The organism is Aliifodinibius sp. S!AR15-10 (assembly GCF_031569985.1).
Taxonomy (GTDB): Bacteria; Bacteroidota; Rhodothermia; order Balneolales; family Balneolaceae; genus JAMQKA01.
The window spans coordinates 39,502-61,450 of sequence record NZ_JAMQKA010000004.1; the positions used below are offsets into that span (position 1 = coordinate 39,502).

The 21,949-nt window shown below is 46.8% G+C and carries 22 protein-coding genes; 12 read left to right on the top strand and 10 right to left on the bottom strand.

The window, feature by feature from the left end:
* The first annotated feature begins 99 nt into the window (after positions 1–99).
* The 4 genes from NC796_RS04065 (at position 100) to miaB (ending at position 3,630) form a co-directional block, all read left to right on the top strand.
* Positions 100–711, top strand: coding sequence for a CDP-alcohol phosphatidyltransferase family protein (locus NC796_RS04065; RefSeq protein WP_310682350.1), 612 nt, complete (start codon positions 100–102; stop codon positions 709–711).
* Complete coding sequence (locus tag NC796_RS04070) at positions 683–1,150, top strand: phosphatidylglycerophosphatase A (protein ID WP_310682351.1); 468 nt, start codon at positions 683–685, stop codon at positions 1,148–1,150. Before NC796_RS04065 ends, NC796_RS04070 begins: the two co-directional genes overlap by 29 nt.
* Positions 1,151–1,258: 108 nt before the next feature.
* Complete coding sequence (pyrE, locus tag NC796_RS04075; protein WP_310682352.1) at positions 1,259–1,906, top strand: orotate phosphoribosyltransferase; 648 nt, start codon at positions 1,259–1,261, stop codon at positions 1,904–1,906.
* Between the two features lie 365 nt (positions 1,907–2,271).
* Positions 2,272–3,630, top strand: coding sequence for a tRNA (N6-isopentenyl adenosine(37)-C2)-methylthiotransferase MiaB (miaB, locus tag NC796_RS04080; RefSeq protein ID WP_310682353.1), 1,359 nt, complete (start codon positions 2,272–2,274; stop codon positions 3,628–3,630).
* A 79-nt stretch (positions 3,631–3,709) separates the two neighbouring features.
* On the opposite strand, the gene NC796_RS04085 is transcribed toward miaB, so the two are convergent.
* Entirely contained in the window at positions 3,710–5,551 is a 1,842-nt protein-coding gene (locus NC796_RS04085; protein WP_310682355.1) for a hypothetical protein, read from the bottom strand.
* Positions 5,552–5,835: 284 nt separating this feature from the next.
* Positions 5,836–6,651: a DUF4382 domain-containing protein gene (locus NC796_RS04090; protein WP_310682357.1), complete on the bottom strand. Its 816-nt coding sequence runs from the start codon at positions 6,649–6,651 to the stop codon at positions 5,836–5,838.
* A gap of 351 nt (positions 6,652–7,002) precedes the next feature.
* On the opposite strand from NC796_RS04090, the gene NC796_RS04095 reads away from it, so the two are divergent.
* Complete coding sequence (locus NC796_RS04095; RefSeq protein WP_310682359.1) at positions 7,003–8,325, top strand: IS5 family transposase; 1,323 nt, start codon at positions 7,003–7,005, stop codon at positions 8,323–8,325.
* 111 nt (positions 8,326–8,436) lie between these two features.
* Here the strand turns inward: NC796_RS04095 and NC796_RS04100 are convergent, their stop codons facing one another.
* Genes NC796_RS04100 through NC796_RS04115 form a run of 4 tightly spaced genes read right to left on the bottom strand, consistent with a single transcriptional unit; the run spans position 8,437 to position 11,927 of the window.
* Entirely contained in the window at positions 8,437–9,363 is a 927-nt protein-coding gene (locus NC796_RS04100) for a hypothetical protein (protein ID WP_310682360.1), read from the bottom strand.
* 17 nt (positions 9,364–9,380) lie between these two features.
* Complete coding sequence (locus NC796_RS04105) at positions 9,381–10,652, bottom strand: glycogen-binding domain-containing protein (RefSeq protein WP_310682362.1); 1,272 nt, start codon at positions 10,650–10,652, stop codon at positions 9,381–9,383.
* Positions 10,649–11,359 (bottom strand): isoamylase early set domain-containing protein, encoded by a 711-nt coding sequence (locus NC796_RS04110; RefSeq protein WP_310682364.1) that lies wholly within the window; start codon positions 11,357–11,359, stop codon positions 10,649–10,651. The genes NC796_RS04105 and NC796_RS04110 overlap by 4 nt, the downstream gene beginning before the upstream one ends.
* A complete protein-coding gene (locus NC796_RS04115) occupies positions 11,352–11,927 on the bottom strand; it encodes an RNA polymerase sigma factor (RefSeq protein ID WP_310682366.1) in 576 nt (191 codons plus the stop codon). The genes NC796_RS04110 and NC796_RS04115 overlap by 8 nt, the downstream gene beginning before the upstream one ends.
* A 258-nt stretch (positions 11,928–12,185) precedes the next feature.
* On the opposite strand from NC796_RS04115, the gene NC796_RS04120 reads away from it, so the two are divergent.
* From NC796_RS04120 to NC796_RS04130, 3 genes are all read left to right on the top strand, one after another.
* Positions 12,186–13,355: a M20/M25/M40 family metallo-hydrolase gene (locus NC796_RS04120; RefSeq protein ID WP_310682368.1), complete on the top strand. Its 1,170-nt coding sequence runs from the start codon at positions 12,186–12,188 to the stop codon at positions 13,353–13,355.
* Positions 13,339–14,325 carry a glucosyl-3-phosphoglycerate synthase gene (locus NC796_RS04125; protein ID WP_409070351.1) on the top strand — a complete coding sequence of 329 codons (987 nt, stop codon included), beginning with the start codon at positions 13,339–13,341 and terminating at the stop codon, positions 14,323–14,325. The genes NC796_RS04120 and NC796_RS04125 overlap by 17 nt, the downstream gene beginning before the upstream one ends.
* 125 nt (positions 14,326–14,450) lie before the next feature.
* Positions 14,451–15,359, top strand: coding sequence for an HAD family hydrolase (locus NC796_RS04130; RefSeq protein ID WP_310682372.1), 909 nt, complete (start codon positions 14,451–14,453; stop codon positions 15,357–15,359).
* Positions 15,360–15,372: 13 nt separating this feature from the next.
* Here NC796_RS04130 and NC796_RS04135 read toward each other — a convergent pair whose 3' ends face one another.
* Entirely contained in the window at positions 15,373–15,690 is a 318-nt protein-coding gene (locus NC796_RS04135) for a hypothetical protein (protein ID WP_310682373.1), read from the bottom strand.
* A gap of 88 nt (positions 15,691–15,778) precedes the next feature.
* Between NC796_RS04135 and NC796_RS04140 the strand changes: the two genes are divergently transcribed.
* Entirely contained in the window at positions 15,779–16,156 is a 378-nt protein-coding gene (locus tag NC796_RS04140; RefSeq protein ID WP_310682374.1) for a hypothetical protein, read from the top strand.
* Between the two features lie 23 nt (positions 16,157–16,179).
* Here NC796_RS04140 and NC796_RS04145 read toward each other — a convergent pair whose 3' ends face one another.
* Positions 16,180–17,943: a sugar phosphorylase gene (locus NC796_RS04145; protein WP_310682375.1), complete on the bottom strand. Its 1,764-nt coding sequence runs from the start codon at positions 17,941–17,943 to the stop codon at positions 16,180–16,182.
* 235 nt (positions 17,944–18,178) lie between these two features.
* Here NC796_RS04145 and NC796_RS04150 point away from each other — a divergent pair, with 235 nt between their 5' ends.
* From NC796_RS04150 to NC796_RS04160, 3 genes are all read left to right on the top strand, one after another.
* Entirely contained in the window at positions 18,179–19,489 is a 1,311-nt protein-coding gene (locus NC796_RS04150; RefSeq protein WP_310682377.1) for a sigma-54 dependent transcriptional regulator, read from the top strand.
* Positions 19,482–20,093, top strand: coding sequence for an LptE family protein (locus tag NC796_RS04155; protein WP_310682379.1), 612 nt, complete (start codon positions 19,482–19,484; stop codon positions 20,091–20,093). Before NC796_RS04150 ends, NC796_RS04155 begins: the two co-directional genes overlap by 8 nt.
* Before the next feature lie 162 nt (positions 20,094–20,255).
* Positions 20,256–20,873, top strand: a complete 618-nt coding sequence (locus NC796_RS04160) for a hypothetical protein (protein WP_310682381.1) — start codon at positions 20,256–20,258, stop codon at positions 20,871–20,873.
* Between the two features lie 6 nt (positions 20,874–20,879).
* On the opposite strand, the gene NC796_RS04165 is transcribed toward NC796_RS04160, so the two are convergent.
* The gene (locus NC796_RS04165) at positions 20,880–21,515 is read right to left on the bottom strand and encodes an MBL fold metallo-hydrolase (protein ID WP_310682383.1); all 636 of its coding nucleotides are present in this window, start codon (positions 21,513–21,515) and stop codon (positions 20,880–20,882) included.
* Positions 21,516–21,632: 117 nt separating this feature from the next.
* The gene (gene rpmE / locus NC796_RS04170) at positions 21,633–21,848 is read right to left on the bottom strand and encodes a 50S ribosomal protein L31 (RefSeq protein WP_310682385.1); all 216 of its coding nucleotides are present in this window, start codon (positions 21,846–21,848) and stop codon (positions 21,633–21,635) included.
* Positions 21,849–21,949 lie beyond the last annotated feature (101 nt).

Consider the following 21,949-nt stretch of genomic DNA (forward strand, 5'->3'; position numbering starts at 1 on the left):
GAATGAGGGGAAAATATCAATCTTTGCACGCTTTTCGAAGTTGATTATCACATCGCATAAAAGATTTAATTCTGTAAAACTATTGCTATCTTTACCTGCGTGCAACGGATACCAAACATATTAAGTACGCTCCGCATAATCCTGGCTCCTATCTTTCTCATTATGTATATCCAGGATGAGGTAGTTTGGAGATCGTTAAGTATTGCTGTATTTGCTGTAGCGGTTGTGACCGATTTTTTTGACGGCTACATTGCACGGCTGTATGGCGCACAAACTTCCTATGGCGTATTTCTGGACCCACTGGCCGACAAAATACTCACATTTGCAGGTTTTATCTGCTTGCCTTTTATTGATGCCGGTCAGTTCCCTTGGTGGGCAGTCGGGCTTATCGTTTTCCGTGATATCCTGGTAACTGGAATGCGAATGCTGGCGGATTGGCGTAACCTGGAAATGGAGACCCGTCTTACTGCCAAGTTCAAAACAATGAGCCAGATGTTTTTCCTCTATCTTGTCCTGATGGTGGGTGTTTTCATCGAAACGGATGTCTGGCTAAGCCAGTATTGTATCGAACTGATGGCTACCGGGTTTCTCGGCTGGTTTATGATCGCCATTGTCGTATTAACTATCTACTCGGGACTCGAATACGTTTATGTTAATCGTGATATCTTCAACTTAAACAATAATGCAACGACTAAAACCGATTATCGGTAGTTTTTTTAATGCCGGCTTTCTTCCCAATGCTCCAGGAACCTGGGGCAGTTTTTTTGCCCTGTTCCCGATCTATTTCGTTGGGATCTATGCTCCGTGGTACGGGATAGCCCTTTTTACTGCACTTTGCTCATTCCTCACGGTTTGGGTCGCAGATGAATGCGAGCGCGTTTGGGGAGGTGATCCCTCTCCCCTGGTGATGGACGAGCTGGCCGGTCAGGGAATGGCGTTTATCGCGATCTCTTTTACACCCGACCTGACGACAAATATCTTGATTCTCCTGGGCGGATTCATTGCGTTCCGCTTCTTTGATATCGCTAAACCACTTGGGGTTGACAAGCTTCAAAAACTGCCGGGCGGATGGGGAATACTGGTAGACGATCTGCTGGCAGGATTTTATGCGTTTATTGTTCTGAAGCTTGTATTGTTGTTAATACTATAGAAAACGCAATTTCATACATAATTAATAAGTTTTTCTTACTTTAAGCCGGTTGGTAATCCAAGGTGTGGGGAAAAAGAATAAATTTTATAAAAACTGATATAAGGAATTATGATAATTGACGCATCATTTGCGGAAGAATTAGCACTTCACCTTCTGGAGATTAATGCTGTAATTTTGCGACCAGACGATCCTTTTACGTGGTCGTCGGGGTGGAATTCACCTATCTATTGCGATAATCGGCTCACCCTGCGCTATCCTAAAATTCGGTCCAAGATTGCCGACCAAATTGTCTCGTTTATCGAAGAAAAATATCCCGACTTGGGGGTTATCACGGGCACAGCTACTGCAGGAATACCACATGCAGCCTGGGTAGCCGACCGAATGGAAAAGCCGATGGCCTACGTCCGATCAAAAGCAAAAGCGTATGGCATGGGCAATCAAATTGAAGGCGGTGTTGAAAAAGGTGAAAAAACGGTCGTTATCGAGGACCTTATTTCTACCGGTGGTTCGGTACTCTCCGTTGTTGAAGCGCTGAAATTCATTGGGGCAGATATACAGGCCGTGATCTCCATTTTTACCTATGGCTTTGATAAGTCAATGAAAAAGTTTGAGAATGCGGATATTACCGTTTACACCCTTACCGACTACACTACCCTGGTGGACGTGGCTATAGAAGAGGGTTATATTGATGAAGAAGATCTAGACCTTTTGAGTGAATGGAGAGCCAAACCCGAAACCTGGCCGAGCGGTGTTTAAGGATTGAAGGTTTTGAAGGAAGGTAGGATTGAAGGATTATGGGATTGAAGGATTGAGTTATAGGTGAAGTGAAGACTTATATATTCCCCAGCCGTTTAATAAGCCTCTCTTAACATATCCGCAAAGGCATTGGTGTGGACTTTCTTCCATAGCCATCGCAGTCTTTTCTTCCATATACCTGCGGCGTCTGAATTCAACTTCCACATATTTGCCCTCTGATCTGCCTGTTCTGTAATCGGAGGGCCTACGGTTGGATAAGATTATATATCGGACTCAATAATACCGCTTAATTTCTTAGCCAAACATTTTTATATTTACCAGACTAATTGAAAGCAGCTATAAACTCAAAAACGACCACTCTTACTTTGGATCAACGAAAATTTTACATCGAAACCTACGGTTGCCAGATGAACGTCTCGGACACCGAAATTGTCAACTCCATCCTGATGGAGGAGGGCATGGAACCCGTCCAGCAGCCGGAGAGTGCGGATATCATTTTTATCAACACTTGTTCTATCCGCGAAAATGCCGAAGATAAAGTTTGGAAGCGACTTACCGAATTCCGATCCCTGAAGAAGGAAAAAGACAATCTCACCGTCGGTGTACTGGGGTGTATGGCAGAACGAATTCGCGATAAAATCATAGAAAAAGAGCATTTGGTGGATCTCGTGGTCGGTCCCGATGCTTACCGTGATCTGCCGGAGCTGCTCACCGATGTTGACGACGGGCGAAAAGCAGTAAATACGCTACTCTCGCTTGAAGAAACGTATGCCGACATATCCCCGGTTCGAACCAACGACAACGGCGTCAGTGCCTTTGTAACCATTATGCGGGGCTGTGACAACATGTGCTCTTTCTGCGTAGTGCCTTTTACCCGTGGTCGCGAGCGAAGTCGCCCCGTAGAAAGCATTTTGAATGAGCTGCAGGATCTCAGCGACCAGGGGTATAAAGAAGTGACACTACTGGGCCAAAATGTGAATTCCTATAATTTTGAAGGCAGTGATTTCACTGAGCTGATGGACAAAGCCAGCAAAGTGGATCCCGAAATGCGTATCCGCTTCTCTTCACCTCATCCCAAGGATTTTCCCGAGGAGCTGCTACACCTGATTGCAGAGCGCCCGAACTTATGCAACTACATTCACATACCTGCTCAATCCGGCAGCACTTCTGTACTTGAACGGATGCGGCGCCCCTATACCCGCGAGCAGTACCTGGAGCTGGTGGAAAAAATGCGTAATATCATTCCGGGTGTTTCTCTCTCTACCGATATCATTGCGGGCTTCTGTGACGAGACGGAGAAAGAGCATAAGGATACCGTCTCCCTCATGGCCGAAGTTGAATACGACCTGGCGTACATGTTTGCTTACTCAGAACGTGGGCGGACGCTGGCGCACCGCAAGTTTGAGGATAATGTGCCGGAGAATGTTAAAAAGCGTCGCCTGACTGAAATTATTGAGCAGCAGATGGAAATCCAGGAGAAGCGGAATAAACAAGAGATCGGCAAGCGTCATCTTGTACTGGTTGAAGGCACGAGTAAACGCTCCGACGAGCAGCTCAAAGGTCGTACGGACACCAACAAGATGGTCGTATTTGACCGCGGTGACCTAAAGAAAGGGGATTACGTGGAAGTTGAAATTACTGACTGCACTTCCGCTACCCTGATGGCAGATGTGATCGGCCGGAGCAGCATCCAGGAGTTTAATCGAGAAATGGTTGCAGCGTAATGTTTCTTTCCAAAAAAATAGGTGCGATGAACTTTGAAGTGCATCGCACCTTTTTTTATTCACACAATGTTAGAGGTGGTTATTTGCAGTACAGGATCTGTTCGTGCCTGCCGGTACCTCTTCGGCTGTGATAATGCCGGGTATTCCAGCTTAATATCACTGCGTATGCACAAGAGGGATCACTGGACACATCCACCAGGTGTCCTGCTGAACCGCTGCTTCCTCCACGGAAAAAAAGGTCGCCGCCAAAAGAGTCGGTAGGCAATGGCGGGGCGTTATGAACGACTCCCGAATTGCTCTCGATTTTAATACTGTAGGAGTTCATATGTGGATGGTCAAGAGTGTACAAAATATGCACATCGTCAGTGATGGGATTGCACAAGTCAGATTCCAGCTCCTCCAAATTAAGAGCAAATTTTAAGGGGGAATTATCTATGACCAGCGCTGGCAGAGTTTTGTTATTTCTGGTTTTGTTCACCGGCTCATCATCATCAAAAACCTGGAACCGCATTGTGTATTTTCGGATCGGTTCTTGATCAACTTCTGCTACGGCTTGTCCGGCATTTCCCCGTCCCAGGTTATCTAAAACTGCATGTGGCGGACTGGATAAATATTCAGAATTAAACCGCAACAATCGAAATGCACCAAGGAAATTGTCTTCTGCAACCGAAAAAGTTTGGGTGGTGCCATCGGCCATTACAACTGACACATTCTTACCCAGCAGGGTGATACAACCATCGGAGTCCAGATCGGATGAGTTTACAATCACCGGTTCGGATTTAACGATACCATCTGTATCGGTATAATAGAGATACCCAACCTTGGTACCAGTTACTGCACTTGCTGGGATAGGCTCCAATTCACTGTTTGTGGGCGCTTCCGATGGAATAACATCCGGATCTTCCGTTCCACCGGGCCAGTCCCATGCCCCAATAAGGAACCTGTATTTGAGCGGTTTATCATTTATTGCGTTCCGTAAAGGCATATTACCATGCAAGTCAATCACATCGCTCATCACCAGTTTTCCTGATCCGGCATATCCGTGTGTGGAAAAATCGGTGTCTATCTCAAAGACTTCTACCCGTTCCCAATGGGGTATTTCTGGAGGAGTGAGTCCCGGTGCCTCGGCACAGAGTTCTCCTACACAAAAGCAGTGCCCCCTGTTTTCGCGTCCTGGTTTCCTACCGTCGGACTGATCTTCGTCAATAATTTTGTCGCCCCCCAATTCAACCTCAAAATAGACATCCGGTCCACCAACCAACTCAACATCTATGGGTGGAAATGGGGTTTGTTCGAAGTCGGCCCTGGAGTAATAGATTTTGAAGTGACCGTTCAGATCGGTCTGTGCCTGTCCGAGCTCATCATCTTGCCACCAGTCAGCGTCAAAAGCTTTTACCGTAGCACCGGGTACTGCCCGATTTTTCTTCTCGTCACACCTGACAATTCTACCGCATATGACCCAAGCATCAAGTTGTTCTCTGACTTTACACCAGAACCGGCTTGGGATACAGTATTCCCAAACAGCCAGGTACCCCTCGTCTCGTTGACGCCACCGGGGCTGCAGTGTAGTGATGGTGAATTGAACAGGCTCCGCATCGTCTGGCTGCTGCTCCTGGCCCGGTGCCTTTTCAACCAGCACGTCAATCTCAAAGGCTTCCCCATCATAGTCCTGATCGTCGCCCAGCTCAATAGTTAAACTACCTTCTGAGTCGGTTTCTGTTTCAGCAAGTAATGATTTCTCTTTGGCCTTCACCTGCTTCTCGGATAAAATGGCAAAAGTATTTTTGGGGTTCGCTGCAGCCAAGGAAGTTTCCGGCCGCTCCTTCCGAACCCGGTATAGCCTCACCTTTACATTAGAAAGATCTTCTTCGCATTCATCGCAGATTCGTGCACATAGATTTGCTTTAAAAATGAAACTCATAACGTCGGTCTCCTTTTTATCTCTTTTTGAATTAATGATAAATATAGTCCCAATTGGTAATAGCGTTTCTTACCTTGTATTGAACTATATCTCTTGTATTATCATGATCTTAGCGAGGTAAACATGTTACAAGAAATTTACCAAGGGCTGTATGCCTAGGTAATCACCTGCAACCACAAGAAAGGTGCCCTGCAAACGAGGAGTAATAGATAGAAATATTTTCAATAGAAAAGGCCTGCTTGTTCCCAAGCAGGCCTTTTTACGTTGTCTGTATGCGATCTAACCTATTGAGCTTGTTCTAACTCAATAGTTCCTAGCTCATTGGTTTCGCCTACCGTCACTCCAACGTCCGTAGTATCTTTGATACTGTAATCCTCGTTCGTTGGATTTATGGAAACCGTGTAGCTACCTTCTTCAAGGCCTATCAGCTTGAAGTAACCATCAGTAGTATCTGCATAGGTTGAAGCCAGCGTGTCGGAATCAGCAATGGCATACACCACAGGTTCCGCATCCACCGGGCTCACCGTGCCGTCAATATTACCCGTCACTGCCTGATTTGAGGCATGAATCACCGGTTTCAACAGGTAACCGGGATTAGCTTGTCCATTTCCTCTTTTAACGACAGAGCGACTGGCATCAAAGTCCAGCAGGAGCGTATACGTGATATCCTCCTGGATCTCGGCATTTACATTCAACTTAATTCCTGTTTGAGCTCCACTGGGAACGAACATACTTTTCTCTTCACCGTCTACAACAACACTGTGTCCCTCTCTACTCAGAATCAACCGGATTTGATTATATGTTCCGGCCTCCAGCGTGGTATCTCCCAGAACAGTATATGCCCCGTTGGTGAGTTCGAGAAGGTTATAACTTTGCTGGGGTTCACTGATTGTCATCCAACCAGCGGTATCCTGTTCAGCGTTTATCTCCACACGCTCTACAAATACATTTACTGCATCATAGTTGGCCGGAGCATCGTGCATGCGAACTTCCAGCGTACCCATGCCGACGTCACTTCCAGAATTGTTGCACCCTGCAGCGAGGAGTCCTACACCAAGTAATAGTACAATCAAATAATGTTGTAACTTTCTCGTGACCATAAATAAGCCTTGTTCTTTTGGGATTTATTTCCGTCTGTGCCAATATGACGACCGAGGCAGGCAATGGTTACTAACTTTTTTGAAAAATTTTTATGCGTTCGGTAAGACCGGCAAGCGGTTATTGGAATGTAAGTGTAAAGACATCAAGGAAACGCATTCACTAGAAATAAAATAACAAGGAAAGTTGTGAGAATACGTCGAGAAGTAGAGTGGTATTACTCTTATTAGTCGCTCCTTAAAAACTATAAAAATCGGCGGAAATAATCGTTATCCACAGCATTTTGTGGATAAGGTTATGGTAAAATCCCTTAGATTCTGGAGAAATACACTTAAAACCTTACGGATTTTGCCATGCTTTCAGCTCCTCGAGACCAATCGCAATGGGATATGTTCAGTCCCATCTTAAAAAGTTTTATCGACCCGAAGCATCCGTTGGTCCAGCTGGCTGATCGCTTGGACTGGAGCCAGTTGGAGACCGAATTTGCCGAACTGTATTCCGAGACCGGCCGTCCGGCCCATCCGATCCGGCTGATGGTGAGTCTGCTGTTGCTCAAACAGATGTATGGGCACGGCGATGAGAGCCTGCCGGACGTGTGGATACAAAATCCGTACTACCAGTATTTTTCGGGCATGGATCGGTTCCAGTGGCGGTTTCCGGTGGCCCCGAGCGACCTGTCGCACTTCCGGGGCCGGCTGGGCCCGGCCGGGATGGAAAAAATCTTCGGCTGGTCGGTGGCCCTGCATGGGAAAAAAGCCCGCGAGAAGACCCTATGCGTGGATACCACGGTTCAAGAAACCAATATCACCTTTCCGACCGACGCCAAGCTCTACGGGAAGGTGATGGGGCGACTGCGAGGGATTGCCAAAGACGCCGGCATCAAACTCAAACAATCCTACCGGTTTGTGGGCAAAAAGCTGCTTCGGGCGAGCTATAACGGATCGCATCCAAAGCGGGCCACCGCGGCCCGCAAGGCCACCCGGAAGCTGCGCACCTGCGCCGGGCGGCTGCTGCGGGAGGTCCAGCGGAGGTTGCCTGAGGAGGTTACGGGCCGGCATCAGCCGGTCTTGGAGCTCTGCCAGCAGGTGCTCGATCAACAACGTTACGATAAAAACAAAGTCTACAGCCTTCACGAGCCGCATACGGCCTGCATTGCCAAGGGCAAGGCCCACAAGAAATATGAATTTGGCAGGAAGGTGAGTCTGGCGATCACAGCGAACTCCCAGGTCCTGGTGGGGGCCACCATGGCCGAAGGCAACGCCCATGATTCGAAAACCCTGGAGGACACCCTCCGCCAATATCACACCCTGACTGACCGCCTGCCGGAAAAGACCATTACCGACCGCGGCTACCGGGGCTTGACCGAAGTGCTGGGCGTGCAGGTGTGGTATCCGGATCGGTTCAAAGCGGGCAAAGATCGCAACAAGAAGCGCCGGTTGCGGCGCTGGTTTCGCAAGCGAACGGCCATCGAACCGCCCGTTGGCCACCTGAAAAGCGACTACGGGCTGGACCGTAGCTACCTGAAAGGGGCTGACGGGGCCCAGATGAACTTGCTGTTGGCCGCGACCGCCTGGAACCTGCAGCTGTGGATGCGCCAGTTGCTTTGTTGGCTTAAAATTTTACTGCGATTTGTCAACCCACTGAGTAGCTGGACAATCTTGAAACCAAGTTTTTAAGGATCGACTTATTAGTCCTTGTCAATGGCCGTTAAATACGGTATGCCCAACCGAAATATTATCTAATTGCTAAATGGCTTGAACATAGCCCTCTCAAAATTAAATTCAGAGCTAATTATTCCCTCTACCCTGTCCCCTACCTCCTTGACCTTGTCCCTGACCTTTTCCCTGCCCGGGATTATCCTGAAGACCCTTGGGGACATTACCCGGCGGTCCACCACCGACATTACCATTGAAGAGGTTTTGCAACACCTGGGAAGCGGGGGTTCCATTTTGCAGTTGTTGTGAGGCTCCTTCCAAAACACCCGCTGCAGGCAGTTGATTTCGCTTTTGTGCCATATTCACGGCCATGGGCAGTTTAAGTAACTCCTCGCTATTAAATCCCCCTTTCAATGCGCGCACAACAAATGCCTGTGCAACGCCTGGTTGGCCCCCGGCCGCGATATCAGGTAATATGTTAATTGCCGCGATAATATCTGACGATGCTTTCTCTGATAAAATTGACTCATCTCCAATCTCGGTCAAAATCTGGTTAACCGACTCTGATGGAATATTCTGTGATATTGCCTTTGAGGAGGCCTCAATCATACGGTTCCGAACTCGCTGGCTGTTTTCCGGCCCGTCCGATCGTTCGACCATCTTTTGTACAGCGGGATTCTGCATCCATGGATCTACAACCTGTGCGGCCTGCTGTGTAGAGCTTTTCATCCGGTTTATTACTGACGCAATTTGATTGTCCGGCACTCCTTTGGAAAGCCCTTCGAGTGCCTTCTGGATGATATGGTCAGCGGGAAGGTTTTCCTGTGACAAACTCACAGCAGGCTCAATAATATTGAACAGCTGTTCCTCCCCCATGCCACGGTTTTGTGCCCTCGTACGCAGCTCAGCGAGTGCTGTTTGATCGATACCATTTTCGTTTGCCCTTTGAATAAGCTCATCAACCGATGTCTGCTGGGCCTGAACTACATTCGACCCAACAAAACAGAGCAACAATATAGGCAACAACTGTAGCAGTTTATTTTTATTCAAGTATTTCATAGTGTTCCATTCCTGTTTCATTCTTCAATCAATAACATTGCATTTTCTCCACCGTATCCGTCATCCACGGTGTATATATTCTCCGAAAAAGAGATCCATCCTTCCTCTCCCCCGGTTATTTCTAAAACCTTGTATTCGTAGGACCCCATCTCCAAGTCAAGGTGGGCTACGTACCTGTTTTCACCCTGTTCAACAAGTGGTATACCGGGACGTTGCCAGTTGTTGAAGTCTCCTACCAGGTAAAGCTGCCCTTCGCCGGCATACCGTATTTGTACCTCCTGCCGGCTATCGTTTTTTTGCCAGTCCGGCTCAATTCCACCCCGGTTGTTAAAACGCGTGGCATTAAATGTAAGCCGCACACCTCCTGAAACCTGGATATCCTGCAAATTATCAGAAACAGCATCGGAGTGATATTGCAGCCCTTCAACATTCAGAAAAAGTGACAGCTGTTGGTTCAACGGATAGTTTGCTTCTACTCCAAGCCGAAAGATCCTGTTAGTATTTTCAACTATTTCTGTATCCCCCGAGGGGCCGCCAACCGGGGGAAAACCGCCCCCTCCGTCGGGAACTGTCGTTGTAAATTCATTGCGATATTGTTCAATGCCAACGGTGAAGCGCAGGCTTTCACCATCCTCAAAAATGTGGGTGGCACTTCCTGTTGAGCGAAATCCCCGGCCCACCGAGGGCAGTGTTGCCAGGCTTCCGTACAATCCCGCCGAGAGCCGCCATTGGAAGCTTGGCCAGGTTTCTAATTCCAGGGCATAAAGTCCTGTCTGATCTTTCGAATTTACCGCAACGCTGTCTACCACGTAATCATTATAATGCCGGTAATTTGTCCCGGCTTTCACTTTTATATTCGTAAACGGTGTGGGAAACCAGCTGAGCGTAGGTTGAGCCCAGAGCAAGGTCCGCTGATAGGATGAACTGAAATAGCTGGCTCCCGTTTCAATTCCGCCGGTCAAATTATCAGTAAACTTTCGGCGATAGTTTATCAAACCCAGTCCTCCTTTCCATGTGTCTGTTTGACCAAAAACAGGTTCGAAAACTGCCCCTGCAGTAAACTCTGCTACATTTTTATCATCAAACCAAGCCGTTTGTCCCATCACTGTGACAGTGCCATAGCCAGATGCCACTGACCGATCCCACTCCGATAAATAGGGATTCAGATAGGTATTCGAGGAATACCCCACCCGCGAGTCGACATAAAATACCGTTTGCCATTGCTGGCCATAGGCTAAATTTGCAATAGAACACAAAGCAGCAATAACTGCCAACACAATTCTGGTCATAGATAGATCACTGCATTTTTATTTCCGAACCCATCTTCCCGGTACATTGGGGCTAGGGGATCGGTAACCCACTGCTTCCCATCCTTGACAAACATATAGCGGTGTTCGCCCCGACTCATGGAGACAAGGCCGGTCCATACCTGCCTGCCATCAACAACCTCCCGGGTAAGGGGCTCTGGCTCCCAGTTATTGAAATCTCCGGCTACTGCAACAGAGCTGGCCTGGTCATCCATAAAAACGAACCTGAGCATCACCTCGTCATTCGCTTCCGAAACGGTCTGCACCGATTGGTCAAGTGTAGCCTGTTGAGAATCCTGTTCTGCTGGGTTGCCGGGCAGTGCCAGGATTACGCTCACAATCAACAGTAAGATTATCATCCCGTAAGCGGGCCTCCATTGTATGGCTTGCGGACGCCAGAGCCAGTCAAACCAATCTAAGATCTCTTGCCTGTTTTTATTTTTGGATTCCGCATCCGCCGTAGCATTCTCAGTGATCTGATTCATGACACGATCACTAAAGCCCGCCGGTACCTCAAAAGAGGACAGCTCCTGTTCGCCCCTGAACGACTGCTGTAGCTTCATCTCAAATCGAAGCATAGACCGCAGTTCTTCATCATCAGCAAACAAGTGCAGTGCTTTTTGCTCCTCTTCTGCTGAAAGCTCCCCGTCGAGATACTTCCTGAGGAGGGTCTCTTTCTCGTTATTCATGATTGCCACCTCTACTTTCAAAATATTCTTTCAGTTCTTTTCGTGCCCGGTGAACACGAACTTTCAAAGCACTCACAGAAACGTTCATTCGTTTTGCCATCGCCTGGTATGTCATCTCATCTCGATACTTATACAAAAAAGCTTGAGCATATTCCGGCGAAAGGGAGTCTAAAGCCTCGTCCAGCAAATTGTTCCACTCTTCCTGTTCCAGAGACTGGTCAGGAGTTTCATTAGTCGTCATCATAGCCTCGAGGTTGTGCTGCTCCATTTCACTAAACCGTTTGTTTTTACGCCGGACGTTTTTGGCATAATCACGGCAATGGTTCTTGGCGATCATATATAACCAAGAAGAAAACTTTGATTTCATGTCAAATGAATCGAGCCGTTCGTAACACTTCACAAAAATTTGTTGCGCCAACTCTTCAACTTCATCCTCGTCGTTCACAAAACGTCTTACAATATGGAAAACCATGGGCGAATATTGATCGATCAGTCTACGATATAGCCCCTGCTGGCCATCCAGGATGTTTTTGATCAGTTGAAATTCTTCTTTTCGTGAATGCTCCATTCATGCTCTTTTATTCCAGGTCAACATCCTGAATTATAAAAAAAAGCATACACTTATTGAGACTCATTCACTAGATATGACGATTAATTTGTTAAAACGTTACTTGGTAATTTCAGATATCTTTTCAGAGATTTGAATATACCATTCGAATTCACCATACTTGAGTGCAGCATTCATTTCTTTTTTAAACTTTTTGTATTCACAGTCAATTTATTATAAGCTGTTGATAAATAACTACCTCACATTAATTAACACGTTTTGGCTGATTCATTTAATGAAATACTAGATTCACTTGCATCCATTGAAGAGCAATCACGAGAGATGAAAGAAATTCTGCTTGCCAACCTCGTGATGCTTGGCGAAATCCCCGCTCCTACTTTTAAGGAGGAGGAACGTATCGAATTCCTGATGAACCGATTTAAAGAGGCAGAACTTGACCAAACCTCGGTTGATGAAGTCGGCAACGGCATCGGGATGATTGAGGGAGAAGTGGGCGAAGAAAATATTTTGGTAGTAGCCCACGCCGATACTGTCTACTCCGAAAAGACCGATCATACCCTCACAGTACAACCGGATACGGTTACCGGTGCGGGTGTAGCTGATAACAGCCTCGGACTCGCTGCCCTTGCCACGCTCCCGTTCTTCCTGGATAAATTTGATATTAAACTGAATCACAACCTGTTCTTGATGGGGGCGACGCGCAGCCTCGGTCGCGGCAATCTCGAAGGGCTCCGCTTTTTTCTCTCAAATGCCAAAAAGCCCGTCAAGGTTGGCGTGGGACTGGAGGGGGTGGAGCTGGGACGACTCAGTCACACATCCATCGGAATGCAGAGGGGTGAAGTTACCTGTAAGGTGCCCGAAGAGTATGATTGGTCTCGTTTTGGCGATGCCAGTGCTATTCTCACCATCAACGAAGTTATTAACAAAATCAATCAAATCAAGTTGCCACAGCGCCCCCGCACCAGCATTGTGATGGGCTCAATTTCGGGCGGCACCTCGTTCAACACTACAGCCCTGCAATCGACACTGGGCTTTGAGATTCGATCCGAATCGGCGGAACAGGTCAGTGATATTAATCGGGCGATCCATGAAATTGTGACGGAAGTCTCCTCAAAAAGCGGCGACACCATCAACCTGGATATCTTTGCAGAGCGTGAACCGGGCGGCATCCCGTTTTCGCATCCATTGATACGGCACACGCGCCAGATCATGGAGAAACTCGAGATCGAATCACGTCCGGGCCCAAGTACCTCGGAACTTTCGGCATTTATTGATCACGATATCCCCGCCATCACACTGGGATTGACGCACGGCGATCACATTCACGAGACTAACGAGAACATCGAAATTGACCCTACTTTTAAAGGTATTGCACAAGTAATTGGTACATTGCTTGCAATCGACGGAGGCTATTGTGAAGAAGATTAAAGACTGGATTACGAACAACACCTACCATCATTCTCAATTTTGGGATCTCAAACAGCTTGTTGAAAAGAAGGAGGAGCAGAATCTGACAATCTCGCTCTGCCTGCCCACCTTGAATGAGGAAAAAACGATCGGTAAGGAGGTCGTAATTTTCCGTTCAGAGCTGATGGACCGCTATCCCCTGCTTGATGAAATTGCAGTGATCGATTCCGGTTCTGAAGACCAGACGCTTGAGATTGCCGAAGGATTTGGCGCCGACACTTATCTGGCCGACGACATTCTACCCAGTATCGAAAAAAAGAAAGGCAAGGGCGAAAATCTCTGGAAAGCGATCTACCAGCTCAAGGGCGATATTATTGTCTACGTAGACGCCGATATCAGTAATATCCACCCGCGCTTTGTATATGGCCTGGTGGCACCGCTTATTCACCGGCAAGAGATTCAGTATGTGAAAGCGTTTTACGATCGCCCGCTCGCAGTATCCGGTGGCATTCGCCCCTCGGGTGGTGGGCGTGTGACAGAGATTCTTATTCGGCCCCTGTTTTCGCTCTATTTTCCGGAACTGACCGGCATCATCCAGCCGCTATCGGGTGAATATGCCGTACGTCGCGAAGTGCTCGAGCAGATCCACTTCCCGATCGGTTACGGGGTTGAGACCTCCCACCTGATCGATGTGTATACCAAATACGGCCTTGATGCTTTTGCACAGACCGATCTCGACCAGCGGGTGCACGAAAATAAACCGACCCGAGCGTTGGGGAAAATGTCATTCGGCATTTTACAGACTTTCATCAAACGAGCCAAGGCGTTGGACATCATTGGTGATATTTCCGATCACGAGACGATTCTCCGGCAAACACAGGCGATTGAGGATTCCTATGGACAGGAAGAAATAGAAATCACAGAAGAAGAGCGTCCCCCGATGATTGAAATCGAAGAGTACCGTAAAAAGTTTAATCGTAAGCTTGATTGAGAATAATCATTTCTTGAGTGCAGAGCTCATTTTTGTGTCAATTCATATATACCCATTGAAAGTTTGAAATCCACAACCTTCAGTCTGTAACGTTAAACATTGAACAAAAAACCAGCCTCTAATAAATGGATAAGGCGTTATTAGTCAATCGAATCCAGGAGCTCTCCTCCCCTTTGAATCCAATCCCCACAGATCAGGAGCCGCAACTTCAGCAATTGGGTGGCATACACTGTGTAGCCTTCGATTTTTACGGGACAATGTTTCTTTCAGGGGTCGGTGACATCGGAATTGATGAAGAACAGAGTGAAGAAAGCCGGACTAAGTTTGAAGAGGCACTGGTAGATACCGGCTTTGAGGTAACTGAGGATGCTGCCGAGAAAGGTCTCAACAATTTTGACCGGGCTATTCGTGATTACAAAAAACTCAAGCGATCCGAAGGCATTGACCACCCTGAGCCGGATATTGTGCTTATTTGGTACGAGGTCCTGAATTACCTGATCAAGCAGAACTATATTGAAGGAGATCTCGATCGCGGAATTGCCGAACGCTTTTCCGTTGAATACGAGTTTAGATTTAATGCTGTTTGGCCCGTTCCAGATTTGATGGATACGCTTGCTGCACTTCGTGAAAAGCGGTATATCCTGGGGATTGTCTCCAATTCACAATTCTATACACCTGTTGCATTTGAAGCATTGACCAACAGAGACGTCCATTCCGCGGGATTTGACAAGGATTTGCTCGTGTGGTCCTATCAGGCCAGCGTGAAGAAACCTTCTATTCACTTTTATGAACGATTTGTCGAGGCCCTTCGCAATAAACACAAAATGAAGCCCAAAAATGTGCTCTACGTTGGGAATGACATGCTCAAAGATATTATGCCAGCTAGTACACTGGGAATGAAAACTGCTCTTTTTGCCGGGGATACCCGCTCCCTAAAACTCCGTCAGGATGATCCCCGTTGTGAGAATATCGATCCGGATTTGATCATTACCGAGTTGCGTCAGCTTACCGAGTGCGTGGGTCTAGCCGTTTAGAGCAAACTGAGAATTACGCGGTGGTATTTAGTATCTCTTTCGATCTGGCAAGATTATCATTCCACTCCTCTTGATCGTCACCAACATTGGGGAGCGTCTTATAAGCTTTATAAATCGACTTGTAATAACCTTTCTGTTTTTCACTCTCCTCACTCATCCGGTTGTCTGAGGGCGTCCCGTCAAAGATCATCCGCTTTTTAATCTCTTGCAGAATCTCCTTGCTGCTTTTGGTTTCGGATGCGTCCAGCGATCTGATCAAGCGATCTATTTCACTGGTATACCATTCTAATCGTTCTTCAACTGATCTATTTAGCCACTCCGTTTGATCCATTCAGTCAAAAGTTAATTTTTGTGCTTATAGTTATGATTCAGTTTCAGCGTGTAACTTAGGAAACTGATAATTGTTATGTAAGGAAGCGATGAAACAGATTGAAAATTCTATCCTGGCGGCCACGTTCATCTTTGCTCTGGGAATCCTTTTTACAAGCTGTTCAGAGGGACTTTTGAGTACCGCTTCAGGAGGGGTTCAAGTAGATCTAGCGGAGGAAACCTTTACTGTGCATAATAAGTTCTCCGAACCGATTCACTACTTCGCAGTTGAAGCAGGGACAGCTGCGTATATTTCATGGGCCCCGATCTCCTCAGATGACAACAGGATACATCCCAGGAGCAAGAAAGAAATTGCATTTTCAGATGTCTATGGGTATGAAAAAGGGGACCGAATTTTATTTTACTACTGGACCGGGGATGAGCCTGAAAGTGACGAAATAGCACATAAATCAATTGAAACTGATTAAATTCCCTGTCAAGTATTTACCTGTCAGTAGCAGAGCCAAACTGTTTCAAAGGGTTCCAGGCTAATGGAGCCAGATCTTCCTTTCGTATCTCCACTCAAAAGATCGGTTACAGATTCAGGAGAAGCGGGTAATGGCAATTCATCCCGATCCACCGAAAGCTGCTTACCGGTGGCATTGCTTATCGAAAAAATCGTTTCACTTTCATCCAGGGCGGTGCGTTTTATGACAAAGAGATCATTTCCGCAATTAAATATTTCCTGCGGAGCATCGGGATGAAACGCAGGGTGTTCCCCACGAATATCCAGCATCTGCTCAAACTTGTTCATGACATAGTGAGTGGTGGTAGTCTCATCCTCTAATTTCTCTACCAGCTCCTCAAACTCCCACTGCATTCGGTTGATCGTGCGTTTCTGATCTGTGGCTATGGCTTCATCAGTGTTGTTTTTCGTGGCTGTCAGATTGTGGAAATAGATCCCCGGTACTCCTTTCAGCGAAAGCATAATGGCCTGAGAGCAGAGGTAGCGCTTGATCTGCATCCTGTCATCACCACTACCGGGATCAGAGAAAGCATCGAAGTACGTAATATTCAGCTCATAGGGACTTTCACTTCCATCCTTATTCTTTTTGTATGAAACAAAGCCCTCTCGTTCATATACGGCATCAATCATGTGCTCAAACTCTTCCTCGGGTACCAGTCCTTCCAGGGGACGCACACCGATTCCATCATGAGAGGCCGTGAAGTTCATGAAATAACAGCCTTTGGGAACGCCCTCCAGCCTCGAAGCCCAATCGGTCAGGTATTGTGTATTTTCTGTTAGGATGGCATGCAACAGCAGCGGCGGCAGGCTAAATTGATATACCATGTGTGCCTCATCATCCCCGTCGCCGAAATAGCTGATATTTTCCTCATGTGGCACGTTGGTTTCGGTAACCAGGGTAACATGGGGAGCCACCTCGTCCACCAGCGTGCGGAACAGTTTGACGACCTCGTGGGTCTCCGGGAGGTGAATACAGTTTGTGCCGATCTTTTTCCAGAGATATGCGATCGCATCCAGCCGTACTATTTGAATTCCCTGAGAAAGATAGAACAGGAAAATGTCAAGGTATTCAAACAGAACATCGGGGTTTGAAAAGTCAACGTCCACCTGGTCGGCACTGAATGTGGTCCATACGCACCGGTTGCCATTGTCTGTCTGAACAGGAGTAAGCAGTGGTGAGTTACGTGGGCGTGTAACTTGTGAGATATCCAGGTTCGGATCCACATCAATAAAATAATTTTTGCCCGGTTCCTTTTTCTCCTTAAAATTCTGAAACCAGTTGCTATACCTGGATGTATGGTTGATTACCATATCTGCCATGATCCGGTAATCTTGTGAAAGCGCTTTAATATTATCCCAACTACCGAGATCTTCACGCACTTTCTTGTAATCAATTACTGAAAAACCTGCATCAGAAGAACTTGGGAAAAACGGCAGGATATGAATGGCGCTCACCGACTCTTTAACATAATGCTCCAGGAACTCCTCCAGGATATCCAGCCGGCATTCCGCAGGTCGATTCAGATCCCGCAAAACATCCCCATAGGTTATAAGGATGGAATCCTTTTCCGTCCATTTTTCCTCCTCTCCACCCGGTATTGGTATATCAGGAGCGTACTTGCCAATTAGTTTTTCCAGGCGGGCAATACAAATATCAACCTTTCCGGGCCCGTAAATCTTCTGGAAATGTTCGGTGAATTCGGTATGTAATTCGAGCTGGTTCGTAACTTTTGGTGCTATATCAGCCAATGTTAGGATTCAGTTTCTATTGAATTTCGTTTTCAAAAGTAAGGAATTGATCTTTAAATGTAAGGTAGTTAAAAGCCTTTAAGCCCGGGCCTGATCCTTACGCTTAAGATACATTCAGAAGATTAGTGAAAACATTTTTAACTTGAAAGAGTTATGCATCCCCATAAGGAATGCTTAAATTTATACTTTACATATATTCGCTAAATAGTTCAAATTTAAGTGTAATCTAAGTTTAATGGACCGCGAAGCATTTCAGGAACGATTCGGACTTATCGGAGAATCTGCAGCACTAAAACAGGTTATTGACAAGGCTGTTCAGGTTGCCGATACCGACATTACGATACTGTTACAGGGGGAAAGCGGAGTTGGCAAAGACATTACAGCACGTGCTATCCACGCTATCAGCAAACGAAAGCACGAGAACCTAGTTATTGTTAACTGCGGGGCCATCCCGGAGGGCATTATCGAAAGCGAGCTTTTTGGGCATGAGCAGGGAGCTTTTACCGGCGCCCATGAGGCCCGTGAAGGTTATTTTGAAAAGGCTGACGGTGGGACCATCTTCCTGGATGAGATCGGTGACACTCCTAAAAATGTACAGGTCAAGTTGCTGCGGGTGCTGGAAAGCGGTGAATATTTCAGAGTTGGCTCCAGCAAGCTGAAAAAAACGGATGTTCGGGTTATTGCCGCAACAAACAAGGATTTGTGGGAGCACGTGCAGGAAGGCGCCTTTCGTGAGGACCTGTATTACCGGCTTGACACGGTTAAAATCAAACTCCCTCCTCTGCGTGAACGCCCGGATGATATCATCCCTATTTTCCGCAAATTTGTAACCGAGTTTTCGGCCAAATATGATTCAGTTTTTAAAGGATTTTCTGACGAAGCAAAAGAGCTGTTGATTTCATATCGCTGGCCGGGGAATGTACGTGAGTTGCGTAACGTGGCAGAGCAGCTCGTAGTTCTGGAGAAATCACAATTTATTGATACACAGACGCTGAGAAAATATCTCAAGGGTCGCCAGCAAACAGGCTCGGCGGATAACCTGCCCGTGCTGTCGGGTGATGCCCAGCAATCAAAGAGTTCGGATTCCTCCTTTGGCAAAGCAGATCGCGAGCTGGTATACCGCGCTCTCGTAGAGTTGAGAAGTGAGATAAGCGAAATGAAAAAAATGCTGGCCACATTCCTTTATGGGGCCTTTTCCGGGCGCGATCTGAAGGCATTGCCACAAAACATCCAAAGTGAGGTAGAGCACTCCACAAATATCTCAGATTTTGACATCGATGAAGAGACGGAAAGCCCCGGGTCTCTGGGCGTTCAGTCTTTTTCGGAGGCGAACATATCCGAGGAAGAGGAGAGTGAACCCGAGATAGGGAATTTGTTCAAGCAGTTTTTTAATGGTGACGAAATCCCATCCATCGAAAAAACGGAACAGTTTCTTATTGAACAGGCACTCGTAAAATTTGATGGCAATCGGCGGAAAGCTTCTGAGGCCCTTGGCATCAGTGAGCGGACCTTGTACCGGAAACTAGATCAATACGGACTTGAGTAATACAGAGGTTAAGTTTCATTCCATGCACCATACTAATTCCCCAAAAGCATCATTCAACCGCAATATCCCAGACTCCAATACCTCGGGGAGAAGCATAACATACATTATTGTATTTCTTTTGCTTTCGCTGCCTTTCTCACTGTCTGGCTGCTACAGTTACAGCTTTACCGGTACCTCTATTCCTGAGGGGGTCAATTCAATCTATATTCCCTTCTTTGCCGACCAGTCGACCAGCGGTATCGGGGATCTCAGTGACCAACTGAACCAAGCACTCATTGATCGTTTTGTCAATCAAACAAAATTAAACCTGGCAAACAGTCGAGCCGATGCAGACGCGGTGTTGGAAGGTCAAATCACCAACTATACCAACCGCCCGTTCAGTGTAACCAGCGATGAAGAGACCGACCGTAATCAAGTGACGATAACCGTCAGGGCCACGTACCTGTACACCGATGCCGAGGAACCGGAGTGGAACCAGCAGTTCTCTGGCAGCGCTACTTACGATCCCAATGAGGACCCCATTGAGGGAGAAGAAAATGCGGCTACACAGGCGCTGGAACAGGTCGTTAATAATATGTTCAATGACGCGGTCAGCGACTGGTAGCGGGTAACCCATTGATTAACCAGTTTAACAGAAATTATTTTTGACTGTATTCTCCTACTGTTTGTATACTAGAAGCTCATAATTTTTTTGTTCTCTCGGCCATTTTTTGTTGTAACCAGATCCCGTAAACTCCCGGTCGATTTTGATAACTAAATAGACTCAATGTCGGAATTTCCTTTTAAAATACCCAAATCCCTGGCCACCTACGCTGAGCAGTTTAAAGACGATCCGCTCAAGGTGACTACCAAGCTAAAGAATCACCTTGAAAAAAGAGGGCCGGATGCTGTAGGATATTTCCTGCTGGCTTGGTTCTACCACCTCAAAGGCATAAAAGACCAGGCAATTGAGCAGGCCCTGAAAGCGAAGGCATTCGCGCCCGGCAGTGCACTCATGGAAAAATTGCATTATTACCTATCCCATCCTGATGCGTTTGATGCCTGGACTCCTGATGTAGAATCTGACCAGCCATCTCAGAAGCAGCACTCCCGGAAGGGCCCGGAACCGGTGTTGGACCTTGATGACCTGATTACCCGGTTGTCAAAAGTGGACTCTGATCCTATTTCCATACCGAATACAGCGGAAGAGGAAGAAATTCAGGTTGCTGAGTCAGGTGACGACGATGTGGATAACATTGCATCGGAGACCTTGGCCAAAATCCACGAAATGCAGGGTAAAACCAAGGCCGCAATCAACACATATGAACGGCTCAAAAAGATTAAGAAAGATAAAACGGAATATTACGACGAGCAGATCGAACGCCTGAAGAGAGAAGCCGACTAGCCTGGATTACACTTTCACAAATGGATTGTTACTCTTCTCGTAATCCACGGTTGTCTTGGGTCCGTGACCGGGATAGATGTCCGTATCACCGGGCAGCGTATAGAGCTGCTCTCTGATCGACTGTTCAAGCCTACCGAAATTTCCCTTGTATAGATCTGTTCTGCCTATCCCCTGCTTGAAAAGCGTATCCCCTGCTATCACCAATCCATCCTTTTGGGAATAGAGCACCACATGATCAGGCGCATGGCCCGGCGTGTAACGGACATCAAAATCAAAAGGCCCAAGCTGCCAACTGTTGGAAATGGGCAGCGGTTTCGGGTCAGCATCAATCGACTCGACATTAAATCCAAACATCTGGGCTTGTGATGCATAATTGTTCCATAAATAACGGTCCTTTTCACTCAGGTACACCGGTACATCAAACACTTCCAACACGCGGTTCAACCCCAAAATATGATCGACGTGAGCATGTGTCAGCACCACTGCAATAAGTTCTGCCGACTGTGATTCCAGCTCTTCCCGTGCCTTTTCAAACTCGTTCTGCTTGTGGAAGCCGGGATCAACTAAAATGCCTTTCCCTGATTCAACCAGCAAGTAGGTATTCTCGGCAAATGGACCGACGGTATAACTGAATAGCTGCATGTAAAATTCTTGAGAAGGTTCGAATTCAGAAAAGTTTCAGACTGGCAGGTAGTAACCAAAAAAAAAGGATGCAGAAACCTTGCTCTGCATCCTTTGAAATATCGAATATAAAGTTCCTTAGTCCTTGCTTCCGTAACGCTTGTGAAAACGATCGATACGGTCTGCTTTTTTCTGGACTTTCAGGTTGTCAGTATAAAACGGGTGGTTTTTTGAATCTACCTCGCTGTGATACGTACCATCTTTGGTTTCTAGAGTGCTCCGGGTTTTGAATTCGGTACCATCACTCATGACAACCGTAATTTCGTGATAGTCGGGATGAATTCCTTTTTTCATGATTATAAATGCTCTAATTTCCTTTGATTTTGAGTGGTCAAATATACGATGATCTTTGGGGTTATGCAACGTGGTTATTTAGCTAGTCTTCCTCGTTGAAC